Annotated in this window: 9 protein-coding genes and 2 tRNA genes; 5 read left to right on the top strand and 6 right to left on the bottom strand. The window is 66.3% G+C overall.

Annotation, left to right across the window (positions count from 1 at the left end; genetic code table 11):
* Positions 1-35: 35 nt before the first annotated feature.
* The 3 genes from WS54_RS20975 to rnr form a co-directional block, all read right to left on the bottom strand.
* On the bottom strand, positions 36-908 hold the full coding sequence (locus WS54_RS20975; RefSeq protein WP_059785549.1) for an N-acetylmuramoyl-L-alanine amidase: 873 nt from the start codon (positions 906-908) through the stop codon (positions 36-38).
* Between the two features lie 118 nt (positions 909-1,026).
* Positions 1,027-1,770 (bottom strand): 23S rRNA (guanosine(2251)-2'-O)-methyltransferase RlmB, encoded by a 744-nt coding sequence (gene rlmB / locus WS54_RS20970; RefSeq protein ID WP_034207165.1) that lies wholly within the window; start codon positions 1,768-1,770, stop codon positions 1,027-1,029.
* A 148-nt stretch (positions 1,771-1,918) separates the two neighbouring features.
* Positions 1,919-4,390, bottom strand: a complete 2,472-nt coding sequence (gene rnr, locus WS54_RS20965) for a ribonuclease R (RefSeq protein ID WP_059785546.1) — start codon at positions 4,388-4,390, stop codon at positions 1,919-1,921.
* Positions 4,391-4,641: 251 nt separating this feature from the next.
* Here rnr and WS54_RS20960 point away from each other — a divergent pair.
* A tRNA-Leu gene (locus WS54_RS20960) sits at positions 4,642-4,728 on the top strand.
* Positions 4,729-4,956: 228 nt separating this feature from the next.
* On the opposite strand, the gene WS54_RS20955 is transcribed toward WS54_RS20960, so the two are convergent.
* Entirely contained in the window at positions 4,957-5,529 is a 573-nt protein-coding gene (locus WS54_RS20955; RefSeq protein ID WP_034207163.1) for a ferritin-like domain-containing protein, read from the bottom strand.
* 181 nt (positions 5,530-5,710) lie between these two features.
* Here WS54_RS20955 and WS54_RS20950 point away from each other — a divergent pair, with 181 nt between their 5' ends.
* Positions 5,711-8,092, top strand: coding sequence for an AsmA family protein (locus WS54_RS20950; RefSeq protein WP_059785543.1), 2,382 nt, complete (start codon positions 5,711-5,713; stop codon positions 8,090-8,092).
* 384 nt (positions 8,093-8,476) lie between these two features.
* Here WS54_RS20950 and WS54_RS20945 read toward each other — a convergent pair whose 3' ends face one another.
* Positions 8,477-10,141, bottom strand: a complete 1,665-nt coding sequence (locus WS54_RS20945; protein WP_442861321.1) for a SulP family inorganic anion transporter — start codon at positions 10,139-10,141, stop codon at positions 8,477-8,479.
* Positions 10,142-10,792: 651 nt separating this feature from the next.
* On the opposite strand from WS54_RS20945, the gene WS54_RS20940 reads away from it, so the two are divergent.
* On the top strand, positions 10,793-12,325 hold the full coding sequence (locus WS54_RS20940; RefSeq protein WP_059785537.1) for a CYTH and CHAD domain-containing protein: 1,533 nt from the start codon (positions 10,793-10,795) through the stop codon (positions 12,323-12,325).
* Positions 12,326-12,490: 165 nt separating this feature from the next.
* Here the strand turns inward: WS54_RS20940 and WS54_RS20935 are convergent, their stop codons facing one another.
* The gene (locus tag WS54_RS20935) at positions 12,491-13,012 is read right to left on the bottom strand and encodes a DUF6496 domain-containing protein (RefSeq protein ID WP_059785533.1); all 522 of its coding nucleotides are present in this window, start codon (positions 13,010-13,012) and stop codon (positions 12,491-12,493) included.
* A gap of 289 nt (positions 13,013-13,301) precedes the next feature.
* Here WS54_RS20935 and WS54_RS20930 point away from each other — a divergent pair, with 289 nt between their 5' ends.
* Both WS54_RS20930 and WS54_RS20925 read left to right on the top strand, forming a co-directional pair.
* Positions 13,302-14,291, top strand: a complete 990-nt coding sequence (locus WS54_RS20930; RefSeq protein ID WP_059785530.1) for an aliphatic sulfonate ABC transporter substrate-binding protein — start codon at positions 13,302-13,304, stop codon at positions 14,289-14,291.
* A gap of 112 nt (positions 14,292-14,403) precedes the next feature.
* Positions 14,404-14,490, top strand: a tRNA-Leu gene (locus WS54_RS20925).
* The last annotated feature ends 96 nt before the right edge of the window (positions 14,491-14,586 follow it).

Below are 14,586 nucleotides of genomic sequence, written 5' to 3'. Positions count from 1 at the left end.
GTCCCGCGTTTTTCCGCGGGCGATGCGCCGCGTATTCAGCGCGTGTCGGCGGCCGGCGTGGGGGCCACTGCTTGCGTGCCGGGGAAGTACTTGTCGAGCAGCGCCTGCGCGATCGCGTCGCTTTCCGCGTCCGGATTGCCCGCGTAATCGGACGGCCGAAAATGCATCTGGAACGCCGCGAACACGCGCCGCGTGCGCGTGTCGAGCACGCCGTCGGTCGGCACGTCGTAGCCGTAGCGCGCGAGCTTGAGCTGCAGTTCGCGCACGTCGACCGGCGCGTGCGGATCGCGGCCGCCGAGCCGTGCGGCGACGGTCGCGCCGTCCGGCCATGCGCCGACGCCGGCTTGCGCGAGCGCATGCCACGGGAACAGCGGCCCGGGATCGATCTTGCGTTGCGGCGCGATGTCGCTGTGCCCGACCACACGCGTCGGCGCAATCCCGTAGCGCGCGACGATGTCCTTCGACAGGCGGATCAGCGCGTCGACCTGTTCGGGCGGATACGGCTGCCAGGTGCGCTGCTGCGGATCGAGCGGGCCGCGGTTCACGTTCTCGATGCCGATCGACACCGCGTTCAGCTCGGTCGTGCCCTGCCACTCGCTGATACCCGCGTGCCACGCGCGCCGCGCTTCCGGAACGAGCTGGTAGACGACGGGCATCCCACGCTCGGTGCGCGGCTGCGGCGGGATGACGTAATGCACGCTGACCGACTCGCCGGTCAGCGTGCGCAGCGATTTCGCCTCGTCGCTTTCGGTGTAATGCATCACGAGAAAGCGGATCCGCGCATCGGCGCCGCGCGCATGCAGGCTCGTGTCGGCGTAGTAGGCGCCGCGATCGACGAGCGTCGGCGACATACAGGCCGCCAGCAGGCCGAGCACGGCGCAGGAGACGCCGACACGGAACAGGGTCATCGGTCTCGGATTCCGGAGAGCTTGCATCGGCGCACGCGTCGTTCGGGTCATTCGATGCCCGCGCATCGCGCGCGGGACGGGCCGGCCCCCGGATCAGCCTCGGGGGGCAGCCTCGGGGTCAGCCCTTCACGCGCCGCTGGCGCACGGCCTCGTACAGGCACACGCCGCTCGCGACCGACACGTTCAGGCTTTCCACGCTGCCGGCCATCGGGATGCTCATCACTTCGTCGCAGGTGTCGCGCGTGAGCCGGCGCATGCCTTCGCCTTCCGCGCCCATCACGAGCGCGACCGGGCCGTCGAGCTTCGTTTCGTAGAGCGTCGCCGGCGCCTCGTCCGACGTGCCGATGATCCATACGCCGGCTTCCTTCAGCTCGCGCAGCGCGCGGGCAAGGTTCGTCACCGTGATGTACGGCACCGTATCGGCCGCGCCGCTCGCCACCTTGGCCGCGGTCGCGTTCAGGCCGACCGCCCGGTCGCGCGGCGCGATCACCGCGTGCGCGCCGGCCGAATCGGCGACCCGCAGGCACGCGCCGAGGTTGTGCGGATCGGTGACGCCGTCGAGCACGAGCAGCAGCGCGGGCCCGTTGATGCCGTCGAGCAGCTCGGACAGGTTCTGCGCGAGCGGCATGTCCTCGACGCGCGCGACGACGCCCTGGTGGCGCTCGGTATGCGCGAGGCCCCACAGGCGCGTTTCGTCGGCTGCGATCAGCCGCACGCCCGCTTCCTTCGCGGCGTGCAGGAACTCCTGCATGCGGCGGTCGCGGCGCGTCTGGTCGTACAGCACCTCCGCCACCGTCGACGCATCGTGCCGCATACGTGCGGTCACCGCATGAAAACCGTAAAGAACCTTCAGACGTGACATGACTGGAACAACCTTCGATCAAACGTGCGGCCGCGCGACGTGCGCAGCCGCGATCCATGGAAAAGGAAAGCGCCGCGTGGCCGGCCGATGACCGGTGACGCGGCGTCTCTCGATACTGCAGGGCATGCGCTTGCGCCGCCCCGAACGCTCAATACTTCTTGCGGGCGCGGGCCTTCTTCGCGGCCGGCTTCGCCGGCGCGCCGCCGCCACCGCCCTTCTTCTTCGCGGCGCCACGCGCGGCGCGCGCTTCCTTCACCGCGACGCTCGGCGCGCTCGCGGCCGTCTTGCGGCGCGGCGCGGTTTCCTCCGCCGGCGGCAGCGCACGCACGCGCGGGCCGCTGCCGTTGCGATCGACGCCGGCAACCGGCGCGGGCGACGGCCGCGGCGCCTTCACCGGCGTATCGCGCACGAGGCGGAAATCGATCTTGCGCGCATCGAGATCGACGCGGCTCACCTGCACGCGCACGCGATCCGACAGGCGATAGCGGATACCCGTGCGTTCGCCGCGCAGCTCGTTCTTGATCTCGTCGTACTGGAAGTAGTCCGAGCCGAGCTCCGTCACGTGCACGAGCCCTTCGATGAACAGCGTGTCGAGCTGCACGAAGATGCCGAACGACGTCACGCCGTTCACCATCCCGCCGTACTCCTCGCCGAGCTTGTCGCGCATGAAGTAGCACTTGAGCCACGCTTCGACGTCGCGCGACGCTTCGTCCGCGCGGCGTTCGTTCGCCGAGCAGTGCAGGCCGAGCTCTTCCCAGATCGCCGTGTTCGAACGCGAGCGGCCGCGCGCTTCGTCGTCGGCCTGCTGCATCGCGCGGGCGCGCGGCGACAGCGCGGTATTCAGCTCGAAACCTTCCGGCGCCTTCGGCGCGTACTTCTTGCCCGACAGGATCGCGTAGATCGCGCGGTGCGTGAGCAGGTCCGGATAACGGCGGATCGGGCTCGTGAAGTGCGCGTATGCCTCGTACGCGAGACCGAAGTGGCCGATGTTGTCCGGGCTGTAGACGGCCTGCTGCATCGAGCGCAGCAGCATCGGCTGCAGCATCTGCGCGTCCGGCCGGTCGCGGATCTGCGCCATCAGCGCCGCGTAGTCGCTCGCATGCGGCTTGTCGCCGCCGCCGAGCGACAGACCCATGCCGCGCAGGAACGCGCGCAGGTTCTCCAGCTTCTCCGGCGTCGGTCCCGCGTGCACGCGGTACAGGCCCGGATGCTTGTTGCGCTTCAGGAAATCGGCCGCGCAGACGTTCGCGGCCAGCATGCATTCCTCGATCAGCTTGTGCGCGTCGTTGCGCTGACGCGGCACGATCTGCTCGATCTTGCCCTGCGAGTTGCAGACGATATAGGTCTCGGTCGTGTCGAAGTCGATCGCACCGCGCTTTTGTCGCGCGGCGAACAGCGACTTGTAGACGCCGTACAGATCCTGCAGGTGCGGCAGCAGATCGGCGCGGCGCGCAGCCTCCGGCCCCTTCGTGTTCGACAGCACGGCCGCGACTTCGGTGTACGTCAGGCGCGCCGCCGAATGGATCACGGCCGGATAGAACTGGTATGCCTTGATCTCGCCGCGCGCGGTGATCACCATGTCGCACGCGAGCACGCAGCGATCGACCTGCGGATTCAGCGAACAGAGGCCGTTCGACAGCTTCTCCGGCAGCATCGGGATCACGCGGCGCGGGAAGTAGACCGACGTGCTGCGCTCGAGCGCGTCGGCATCGAGCCCGCTACCCGGCTGGACGTAGTGCGACACGTCGGCGATCGCGACGATCAGGCGGTAGCCGTCGCCGCGGCCGACCTTGACCGGCTCGCAGTAGACGGCGTCGTCGAAGTCGCGGGCGTCCTCGCCGTCGATCGTCACGAGCGGCACGTCGCGCAGGTCGACGCGAAAACGCAGGTCGGCCGGCCGCACCTTGTCGGGCAGCGCGGCGGCTTCGTCGAGCGCCGGCTGGCTGAATTCGTGCGGCACGCCGTACTTGCGCACCGCGATTTCGATTTCCATGCCCGGATCGTCGATATCGCCGAGCACTTCGACGACACGGCCGAGCGGCTGCGAATGGCGGCTCGGGAAATCGGTCAGCTCGACGACGACGACCTGCCCGACCTTCGCCTTCTTCACGTTCTGCGTGATCAGGATGTCGTGGCCGATGCGCTTGTCTTCCGGCGCGACGATCAGCGCGCCGTTCTCGTTCAGCAGGCGGCCGATCACGCGCTTGTTCGCGCGCTCGGTGACTTCGACGACATGCCCTTCCGGCCGGCCGCGGCGATCGTAGCCGACGATCCGCGCGAGCACGCGGTCGTTGTGCATCACCTTCTGCATTTCGCCGTTCGGCAAAAACAGGTCGTCCTGGCCGTCGTCGCGGATCACGAACCCGTAGCCGTCGCGATGCCCCTGCACACGCCCCGCGACGAAATTCGACGGATGGGTCAACTGGTAATGGCCGCGCTTGTCGAGGCGGATCTGGCCGTCGCGCTCCATCGCGGCGACACGCCGGAAGAACCCCTCGCGCTCCTGACGCTTGATCGACAGGGCTTCGGCGATGTCGTTGGCGGCCAGCGGCGCGTCGCTCGTACGCAGCACGCCGAGAATCTCTTCACGGCTCGGAATGGGGTACGGATATTTGCTCAAGGGTTTGTCGATGATTGTTCTCGTTGCGTTGACCGATGGTGCACGGCATCAACATAGAGGTGTCCGTCCGAGACAGTTCTATATTGACGGCGGCGGGTCATTCTATCACCCGCCCGTGCCGCCAAATGTCGGGAATGCCGCGGCCGCGCACGGCGGCGGCCGGTTTGCGATGCACCGCAAAAAGATGTTGACAGGAATAATTGGGGCGCTATAATTTCACTTCTTTGCAGCAAGCAGCTACTGCAAAACGTGCCCAGGTGGCGGAATTGGTAGACGCACTAGGTTCAGGTCCTAGCGGTGGCAACATCGTGGAGGTTCGAGTCCTCTCCTGGGCACCATCTGTTTTTTAAAAAGGTCGGCTTTCAGCCGGCCTTTTTTCGTTTCGAGCTCAAGAAACACCGCACGCGCACACCTTGTGCGAAGACTCGCGGGCCCCGCGCCTCCCGGCGCGCCCGGGTGCAGAAAACATTCTCGCGGGAAGGACGGCCCGATCGGGCGCCCTTCCCGCGCCTATCGCCCAGCCCGCAGGCGTTGCCTGGGTTCCCCGGCGCGACGTCTTCAACGGACTATCCGCGCCCCTGGAGCAGATCGGCCATATCGTCGGCATGCTCTTCCTCGACCGCGAGAATCTCCTCGAACAGCCGGCGCGTCGTGACATCCTTCTCGCCGAGGTAGCGGATGATCTCCCGATACGTATCGATGGCAATCCGCTCGGCGACCAGATTCTCGCCGATCATGCTGGTCAGGTCCGTGCCTTCCCGGTACTCCGAATGCGCACGCGTTTTCAGGCCGTCCGGCGCGAAATCGGGTTCGCCGCCGAGCTGCACGATGCGCTCGGCGATCCGGTCGGCGTGCTCCTGCTCTTCGGTCGCATGCTGCGCGAATTCCTGCGCCACGGCTTCCGAATTGATGCCCCTGGCCATGAAGTAATGCCGCTTGTAACGCAGCGTGCAGACGATCTCGGTCGCCAGCGCGTCATTGAGCAGCTTCAGCACCTTGGTGCGGTCCGCGCCGTACGTTTGCGTGACCGGGCCGTCCGACATGTGCTTGCGCGCGTCTTCGCGAATTTTCTTGAGGTCCAGTACGAACGGGTCGCTGGATTCAGGTACGGCGTCATGGGTTGCAGGTGATTTCGTCATCGATCTGCTCCTTTATCCGGTAAGAAAATCTGCTGCCCGATGTGGACAGCAAAATCGATACCTGCTCGGTACTGCTCGATCGTCCCGCAACGCATGGGCCCGCTCGCGGTACGGCGATTGCTGCCTTCCTGCCGAAGGCCGGCCCGTGAGGGGCCGGACCGCCAACCTCTAGACCTTCGCCATGGCTCAACTGAACGCGTCCGGAATGACGATCGCCAGAATGGCAGGCAAAGTCGTTGCGTGGCTCGTCGCAGTACTGATCATTCTGATCGCGGCGATCGCGCTGTTCGTCTTCACGTTCGACTGGAACCGGGCGCGGCCCATGGTCGACGACAAGGTGAGCGCCGCGATCGGTCGTGCGTTCACGATCAACGGCGACCTGACCGTGAGCTGGCATCGCGCCAGCGGCGAAACCGGCTGGCGCGCGTGGATTCTTTGGCCCACCTTTGCGGCGCGAAACATCACGATCGCGAACCCGGACTGGACGAAACAGCGGTACTTCGCCACGCTCGACGAAATCGACTTCCAGGTGAAGCTGCTTCCGCTGCTCACGCACGACATCGTCATTCCGACCATCAACCTGGTGCGTCCTTCCATCGACCTCGAACGCGTCGCCGATGGACGAAACAACTGGACCTTCAAGCTCAAGTCCTCCGCGCACCCGCTCGAGTGGAAGCTCGACCTGCACGACATTCGGCTCGACCAGGGCAACATCGCGCTGTCCGACCAGCCACAAGACGTGGCGATGCAGGCGACGGTCAATACGCTCGGTCATGCGATCCCGATCGGCGAAGTCCTGAAGCAACAGGAAAACAAGTCGCGCAGCGCATCGGCCGACGTGGTCGGCAAGCGCGGCGCGCGAAAACTGAGCACGCAGGCGCAAGCGGCGGCATCTGCGGCGTCGGCGGCATCTGCGGCGTCGGCGGCGTCGGCATCCGGCGTATCGGCAGCGCCGACCATGCTCGGAAGCCCCGCTTCGGCCGGCCAACAGCCTGCAAGCGGAACGCCTGCCGCCGTCACGCAACCGACGAGCGAGCCGCAATACGGCATCGGCTGGACAGCGACAGGCAGCTACAAGCATTCGGCGCTGTCGGGCAGCGGCAAGCTCGGCGGCGTGCTCGCGCTGCAGGACGCGTCGCGGCCCGTCCCGGTACAGGCCGACGTCAAGGCGGGCGACCTGCATGTTTCATTGGTTGGGACCGTCACCGACCCCGCCCATCTGGCTGCCGTCGATTTGCGCCTGTGGCTGCAAGGCTCGAGCCTCGATCGCCTGTATCCATTGACGGGCATCACGCTCCCCCAGACCCCGCCCTATGCCACGGAGGGTCATCTGACAGGCAACATCAAACCCGGCGGCAGCGTGTTCCGTTATGAAAAATTTTCAAGCCGGGTGGGCGGCAGCGATCTCGACGGCACGCTGATCTATACGCAGCGCGCACCGCGACCGCTGCTCACGGGCGAGGTGGTCTCGAATCTGCTGCAGTTCAAGGATCTGGCACCGGTGATCGGCGCGGACAGCAACGCGAGCAAGGCCAGGCGCGGCGACACCGCGCGTCAGCCGGCGAACAAGGCCCTGCCTGTCGAGGGCTTCAGGACCGAGCGCTGGAAGGCGATCGATGCCGACGTGAAATTCACGGGCCGCCGCATCGTCAAGGATCCGGCGCTGCCCATTACGGATCTGTACACGCACATCGTGATGATCGATGGCGTGCTGTCGCTGGAGCCGCTCAAGTTCGGCGTCGCGGGTGGCGCGATCGCATCGGATCTTCATCTCGACGGCCGCGAGCGGCCGCTCAAGGCGCGCGCGTCGACGCGCGTGCGCCATCTCAAGCTGAAGCAGTTGCTGCCCACCGTGAAGACGATGCAAAGCGCGCTCGGCGAAGTCAATGGCGACGCGCAGTTGTCCGCGACCGGCAACACGCCGGCGGCGCTCGCGGCCAGCGCCAACGGCGAGGTGAAGCTGCTCGTCACCGACGGCGTGCTGAGCCGACTGCTCATGGAAGCCGCCGGCCTGAACGTCGCGAATGTCGTCTACGAAAAGCTGTATGGCGATCGCACCGTGCACATCAACTGCGCGGCCGCCGATTTCGTCGTCACCGATGGCGTGCTCGATTCGCATGCGTTCGCACTCGACACGGACGACGCCGTCATCAACATCGACGGCAAGGTGAACATGAAGAACGAAACGATGGATCTCGGCGTCCACCCGCACACGAAGGGCTTTCGCATTTTCACGCTGCGCTCGCCGCTCTACGTCAAGGGCACATTCAAGAATCCGCACGTCGGCGTGAACCCGACCGCGCTCGCGCTACGCGGCGGCGCGATGGTCGGCCTCGGCATCGTCAATCCGTTCGCCGCGCTGATTCCGTTGATCGCGCCGAGCAACAACAAACCGCTGCCGTGCCAGCAACTGATCGCGGCGATGCAGTCGCAGCAACCGACCGCCCCGCCGCCGGGCCAACGCAAGAAGGCCAAAGGACTGCGCCTGCCGCCGGGCACGCCGGTCGGGGACGCGACTCGTTCCTCCGTCCTCGGCATGCCGTTACCCAAGACAACGCGCTGATTCCCGCTGTTGCACCGGTCGTCCTTCCGCCCGAACCCGGAACGAATGAAGACCGGCCGCCGGGCACGGCCGACCATTGCGCGTCGGGGAAATTCAATGCCGGCCATTGCCGGTTGCCGCAACGGGGCGACTGGGGCGGCGATCGCCCGGCCTGACGGCCAGACTCCGCAGCGAGTCATGAACCGGCCGACCAGGCGCAGTCGGTACCGTGCATGTCGGGCCGCGGCGAACCGGACGATCTCGTCGCCACCGTCGCGGTGATGCCTGCCCGCCCAGCGCGGGCTGCGTGCGAACAGTACTGGCTGCGTGCGCTTCGCAAGGAACGGCTTTCGCGACGCGCGTCTCGCTACCCGCACCCCGTCGTCGTCGTCCGGACGCGGCGCATCATCCTTCGCCTTCCCAATCGTGCCACTCGACCGAATGAGATTTCAGATACGCCGACACGGTTTCGCCGACCGTCGGCATGAAATGATCCTCGCCGATCCGCTCGTACAATCCGTATCGCTTCAGGCTGTCCTTGACCGGCCCCTTGAGTTCCGCGAAGCATAGCTGCATGTCCGCATCGTCGAGTTCGTCGTCGAGCCTCGCCAGCATGTCGGCGGCGGTGACGTCGATATCCGTCACGGGCTCGGCCGCGATGGCGACCCAACGGGTACGGGTAGGCGCATCGCGCGCCGCGCTCATCACGCGCTCGCGAAAGATTTCCGCATTGGCGAAGAACAGCGGCGCATCCCAGCGCAGCAGAACCAGCCCGGGGATGCGCCGCGCGTCCGGATGACGCGCGATATCGTGATAGCCCTTCACGCCGTCGCGCCGGCCGAGCACGGCCGAATAAGGACGCCACGCCCTCCAGAGGAAGGCCAGCACGGCAAGCCCGAGTGCGATACCCACGCCAGCCACCACGCCCGACAGCACGACCCCGGCAAAGCATGCGAGCGACTGCACGAATTCCGGACGGCGCAGCCGGTAAAGCCGCCGCAGGCCGGCGATTTCGATCAACGAAAACGAGGCGGCCACGACCACGGCCCCCAGGGTGGCTTGCGGCGTATCGCGGAGCGCCTGCGGGGCAAAAACCAGCAACGCCGCCACGATGAGCGCGGCAATCAGGCCGCAGGCCTGACTCTTCGCACCGGCCCCCTCGGCGACCGGCGTGCGCGATCCGCTGGCCGCGACCGAAAAGCCCTGGAACAGTCCCGCCGCGATATTCGCGATCCCGAGCGCGACGAATTCGCGATTGCGGTCGACACCGTCGCCGCTGCGCAGCCCGTATATCTGCGACAGCATGCTGATGTCCGTAAACGACACCAGCGCGATGGCGGCGGCACTGGCCGATAGTGCGAGCCATTCGCTCGACGCAAGCGCCGGAAAACGCGGCAACGGCAGCCCCCGAGGCAATGTGCCCACTACGCTGACGCCGGCCCGGGCCGCCAGATCGAAACAGGCGGTCCCGACGGTCGCGACGACCACGGCGACCAGCACCCCCGGCACTTTCGGCGCCCAGCGTCTGAACGCGAGAATGACGGCGAGCGACAGCACACCGATCGACAAGGCCGCGAGGTTGGTTTTGCCGGCAGCCATGGCGCTCGCGACTGCGCGCAGTTGCTGCAGAATCGACGCTTCATGCACGGTCAGGCCGAGCAGCTTCGGTAACTGGCTGACGATGATCGTGACGATGATGCCGTTCAGATAGCCGTAGCGGATCGGCGTAGACAGCAGATCGGTGATGAAGCCCAGCCGGAACAGGCCAACCGCCAGACACAGGCCGCCGGACAGCAACGCAAGCGCGCCCGCGAGCGCCGCCGCATGCGCGGAGTTGCCGTGCGCGAGCGGTACGATGCTCGCCGCGATCAGCGCAATGAGCGCGGAATCTGGCCCGAGCACGAGGATGCGGCTCGGTCCGAACACCGCATAAGTGACCAGCGCGGCAATCGACGCATAGAGCCCCGACGCGGCGGACAGGCCGGACGCGATCGCATAGGCCATGCCGGCGGGCACCAGCACGGCGCTCAGCGTCACCCCCGCGGTGGCGTCGCCCGCCAGCCAGGCCATCCTGTACGTGCCGAGCCATGCGATACCGGGCACGCGGCACGCGATTTCCTTCAATCGTCGTACGAGGCTATCGCCGGCCACACGTGTCGCCTCCGCGCGTCGTGGCCGGCTCATGAACTGCCGGATCTCGTGATTCCATGCCGAGCCCTCTTCCAATCGTCCACCAGCGCGAGCAGCACCTTGTCGCTGTCGTGACAGCCCGGTCGAGGCTGTCTCCAGGCTGCCGCGAACGCCGGCGTTTGCGCAACGCCTTCGGATCGATCGCACTGCGCCAGTCCCGACGCGTCAGGTCGCGTAGTGGAAACGTCACGCATCGGTCCGGGTGCTCGTGTGCAGCAAGCCGCGTACCCACCAGCAGCGCGTAACCGGTCGAACCGCTTCGATTCGAATGGCCCCTTCCCGATGACGACCAGTCGATTTGTACGTTTTACCTGGCTCGCGCACCTGTACGTGTCCGGACCTCGGCGCATGACGGGGAAGATGCAGGCGGGCGCGAGCCCGCCGGGTATGTCGGCATGCCGGGCGCCATCGGCGGGACGGTCAAGGCCGCCGCCGAAGGGTGCAAAAAATGCTCGCCTGCGTCAGACGGCGAAGCGTCGCCGCCGAACGGCGTGCGAGCTGACCGGCCGATGACGACAGCAAGGGAGTGCAATGGAAAGGGAACTGAAGCTGCTGGTAGACCGCGAGCACGTGGGTCGAATCCGCGAGTCGCCGCTGTTCGCGAAAAGCAGGAACGCCGGGTGGTCGGACACAACGCTCGTCAGCACCTACTACGACACATCGGAACTCGCATTTCGCCGCTGCAATGCGTCGCTGCGCGTGCGCGATCACGGTGACGGGACGGTCCAGACCATCAAGCTCGACGGCTCGGCGCAGGCAGGCGTGTACGAGCGCGACGAATTCGAAATACCGGTCGACGGTCACGCACCGAATCTGAGCTTGTTCACCGATTCGATCCCCGCCGACAGCGATCTGGGAAAGCTGATTCGCGACGAACGCACCGCTTCGAATCTCGAAGCGCGCTTCGTCACCAGGATTCGCCGCACGGTGCTGCCATTGCGCCTGCCGTCGGACGAAGAAGTCGAGTTTGCGATCGACGAGGGCACCATCGAAACCGACACGGCTTCGACGCCCATCGTCGCGGTCGAGATGGAATTGAAGCGTGGCCGGCCCGACCGTCTCTATCAGATCGCGCTCGATCTGCTAGAGACGGTCCCGTTGCGCTTCGACCACCTGAGCAAGGCCGATCGCGGCTACGAAATGCTTGTGCAACGACACCAGACACCCGTGAAAGCGAAGTCGGTGACGCTCCATAAACGGGACAGCATCGAAGACGCCTTCCGCCAGATCGCGCACAATTGCCTCGAGCATATTCACGCGAACGAACGCGGTGTCGTGTCCGGTCACGACCCGTCGAGCGTGCATCAGATGCGGGTCGGCCTGCGGCGTCTGCGCTCGGCGCTCGATCTGTTCGACAAGGTTATTCCCCCTTATCCGGGGCTTCAGGACGAACTGCGCTGGATCGCATCGGAGCTCGGAGAGGCGCGCGACTGGGAGGTACTCGTTCGCTCGACACTCGGCCAGGCACTCGAGCAAACGCAGAAGAAGCCGGAACGTCGGGCAGTGGAACGCGCGTGCCAGCGGGTGGCGACGGAAAAGCGCGCCAAGGCGGCCGCTGCCGCGGAGTCCGTCCGCTACACGCGACTGATTCTGCAACTGACGCTATGGCTAAACGGTGCACGCTGGCGTGACGGCATGTCGCCCGAGGCGTCCGAAGCCGTGCAAAAGCCGGCGAAGCGGCTCGCATCCGACATAGTGCGTCGCAGGCATAAAAAGTTGCTCAAGCGCGGCCGCGGGCTGGCCGGGCTCGACGATCGCCGCCGGCATCGGGCGCGTATCGCCGCGAAGAAACTTCGGTATGCGACGGAATTCTTTGCCTCGTTGTTTTCGAAGTCGGCCGTGAAGCATTACGTGGCGACGTTGAGTACGCTGCAGGACGATCTGGGCTGGCGCAACGACGCGGTGGTCGCGGACCGTCTGCTGGATTTGCTTCCCCGCGCCCACGCCGATACCGCATCAGGCGCAGCTTTCGTGCGAGGGTTCTGGGCTTCGCGCGTGGCCGCCGATTACGCTCACTTGAAAAAATTGTGGAAGCGCTTCAGGCGGCTGTCTCCGCCTCGATAGAGATCGCATGCCGGCCACGCCGTATCGAGCCCGGCATAGCCGCAACCGCTGCGGCAGCGGGTGCTCGCGCAGCAGCCCATTCCGCGCGAGCGCGCAAGGTCTGCCCGTGCTGCCGACGCTTCGCCGGCGCCGCGATCGAGGGCGCGTTGCCGGTCGGCCAACGCGTCAGTGATGATGCGAACGAGCCGCCCGCGTCTGTGCCGCCTTCTTTGCCGCTGCCGAGCGGCCTGCCGCGCCCTTGGTCTGCGCCGCCTTCTTGGCCGCCGCGGAACGGCTCGCGGCCGGACGGCGCGCGGCCGCGCGCTTCGCCTGCTCCGACATCGCGGTCGACGACGCCCCCTCCTTACTCTCGCGCTTCAACACGGCGGTCGTGGTGCGCGAGCGTTTCGCTTTCGATTCGGTGCTCGGGCTCGTCTTTTTCCTGCCTTGTCCCGCAGCGGTGTCCTGTGCTGCCTTCTTGCGGGTCGCTTCGCTCGTCTTGCCCTTCGCGGGCGGCTCGAGATCGACACCCGCACGCCGCGCCTGCGACAGACCGATGGCGATGGCCTGCTTGGCGGAGCGTACGCCGTGCTTGCCGCTGCGTACGCGGTCGATCTCTTCCTTGACGAACTCGCCTGCTTGCGTGCTCGGCGACTTGCCGCTGCGCTTGTCGGCGCGCGCTCGCTGGATCGCTCTCTGTTCGGGCATGATCACTCTCCTCGATAAAGGCATACGCGCTTTTTCGAGCAACGGTCGTACCCGGCGCACCTTGAAGCGCGCGCGTATGAGGCGACTGCTCGGCGCAATCCGGGTCACCCCGCGCGCAGCCGAAAACCGGCACGCTCCGACACCCGGCGAGCGCATCCGAATCAGCGAGCGCTCCGCTTATGCCGGCTGGTTGGATCGATAGCAGAATTTATCGGTTATCGGCCGCCCTCGGGGTTGGTACGTTAGCCGGCTCGCCTCACCGCAACCCATCCACCGAGGAACCCGCTTGATGACGTCGATGAACCGCCGCGCGTTTGCGCGCACGATACTGGCCGCGGGCCTCGCCGCCACGGGTATCCGCACGCGTGCGGAAAATGCGCCTGCCGCGCTGCGCATCGGCTACCAGAAATCGTCGACGCTGATCACGCTGCTCAAGGCGCACGGCACACTCGAGCAGGCGCTTGCGCCGCTCGGCCTGCGCGTGTCGTGGCATGAATTCGCCAGCGGATTGCCGCTGACCGAGGCGCTCAACGTCGGCGCCGTCGATTTCAGCGCCGACGTCGCCGATACGGTCCCGGTCTTCGCGCAGGCGGCCCACGCGCGTTTCGTGTATGTCGCGCAGGAAGCGCCGTCGCCGAAAGCACAGGCGATCATCGTGAAAAAGGACAGCGCATTGCGCACCCTCGCCGACCTGAAGGGCAAGCGCATCGCGGTCACCAAGGCCGCCGGCAGCCACTACCTGTTGCTCGTTGCGCTCGCACGCGCACGCCTCGCTGCCGCCGATACGGCGATCCACTACCTGACGCCCGCGGACGGCCGCGCGGCGTTCGAGCGCGACAGCGTGGACGCCTGGATCACGTGGGATCCCTATATCGCGTCGGTCGACCAGCGTCCCGATGTGCGGATTCTCGCCGACGGCAGCGGGCTCGCATCCTATCAGCGCTACTACCTCGCATCGAGCGGCTTCGCCGCCGCGCATCCCGATGCCGTCCGGATTCTGTTCGATCGCTTGTCGCAGACCGGCACGTGGCTGCACGATCACCAGCAGGAAGCCGCGAATACGCTCGCGCCCATCTGGGGGCTCGACGCCGCGACGATCGCACGCGCGAATTCGCGACGCAGCTACCTCGTGCGGCCGGTGATCGCGCAACACTTCGGCGAGCAGCAGCAGATCGCCGACACGTTCCTCGCGGCCGGGGTATTGCCGACCCGAGTCGACACGCAAGAAGCGCAGCGCTGGAATTTCACGGCGAATCGCGCGGAGCCGGTCGGCGTGTGAGAGGCCGCCCCGCCAGGGCGGCAAATTTTTTTATGTGGCCGGCTGAAATTGTATTGACAGACTTTCCCGGCACGCTACAATAGCGGTCTTCGCATCGCAGCAAGCGAAACGTGCCCAGGTGGCGGAATTGGTAGACGCACTAGGTTCAGGTCCTAGCGGTGGCAACATCGTGGAGGTTCGAGTCCTCTCCTGGGCACCATCTGTTTTTGAAAAGGTCGGCTTTTAGCCGGCCTTTTTTCATTTCGAGCCCCCGAATCGATGCGCATGTTCGGCACGGGCTTCGCCTCCATCAAAC

Origin of the sequence: Burkholderia sp. NRF60-BP8 (assembly GCF_001522585.2) — a bacterium.
In the GTDB taxonomy this organism is placed as follows: domain Bacteria; phylum Pseudomonadota; class Gammaproteobacteria; order Burkholderiales; family Burkholderiaceae; genus Burkholderia.
The sequence above is the reverse complement of the archived record's forward strand: the minus strand, read 5'-3'. Positions and strand labels throughout refer to the sequence as shown.

Bases quoted from the DNA above. Each gene is read 5' to 3' on its own strand.
- WS54_RS20975 (WP_059785549.1), bottom strand. From the start codon at position 908: ATGACCCTGTTCCGTGTCGGCGTCTCCTGCGCCGTGCTCGGCCTGCTG.
- rlmB (WP_034207165.1), bottom strand. From the start codon at position 1,770: ATGTCACGTCTGAAGGTTCTTTACGGTTTTCATGCGGTGACCGCACGT.
- WS54_RS20955 (WP_034207163.1), bottom strand. From the start codon at position 5,529: ATGACGAAATCACCTGCAACCCATGACGCCGTACCTGAATCCAGCGAC.
- WS54_RS20950 (WP_059785543.1), top strand. From the start codon at position 5,711: ATGGCTCAACTGAACGCGTCCGGAATGACGATCGCCAGAATGGCAGGC.
- WS54_RS20945 (WP_442861321.1), bottom strand. From the start codon at position 10,141: ATGGCCTGGCTGGCGGGCGACGCCACCGCGGGGGTGACGCTGAGCGCC.
- WS54_RS20940 (WP_059785537.1), top strand. From the start codon at position 10,793: ATGGAAAGGGAACTGAAGCTGCTGGTAGACCGCGAGCACGTGGGTCGA.
- WS54_RS20935 (WP_059785533.1), bottom strand. From the start codon at position 13,012: ATGCCCGAACAGAGAGCGATCCAGCGAGCGCGCGCCGACAAGCGCAGC.
- WS54_RS20930 (WP_059785530.1), top strand. From the start codon at position 13,302: ATGACGTCGATGAACCGCCGCGCGTTTGCGCGCACGATACTGGCCGCG.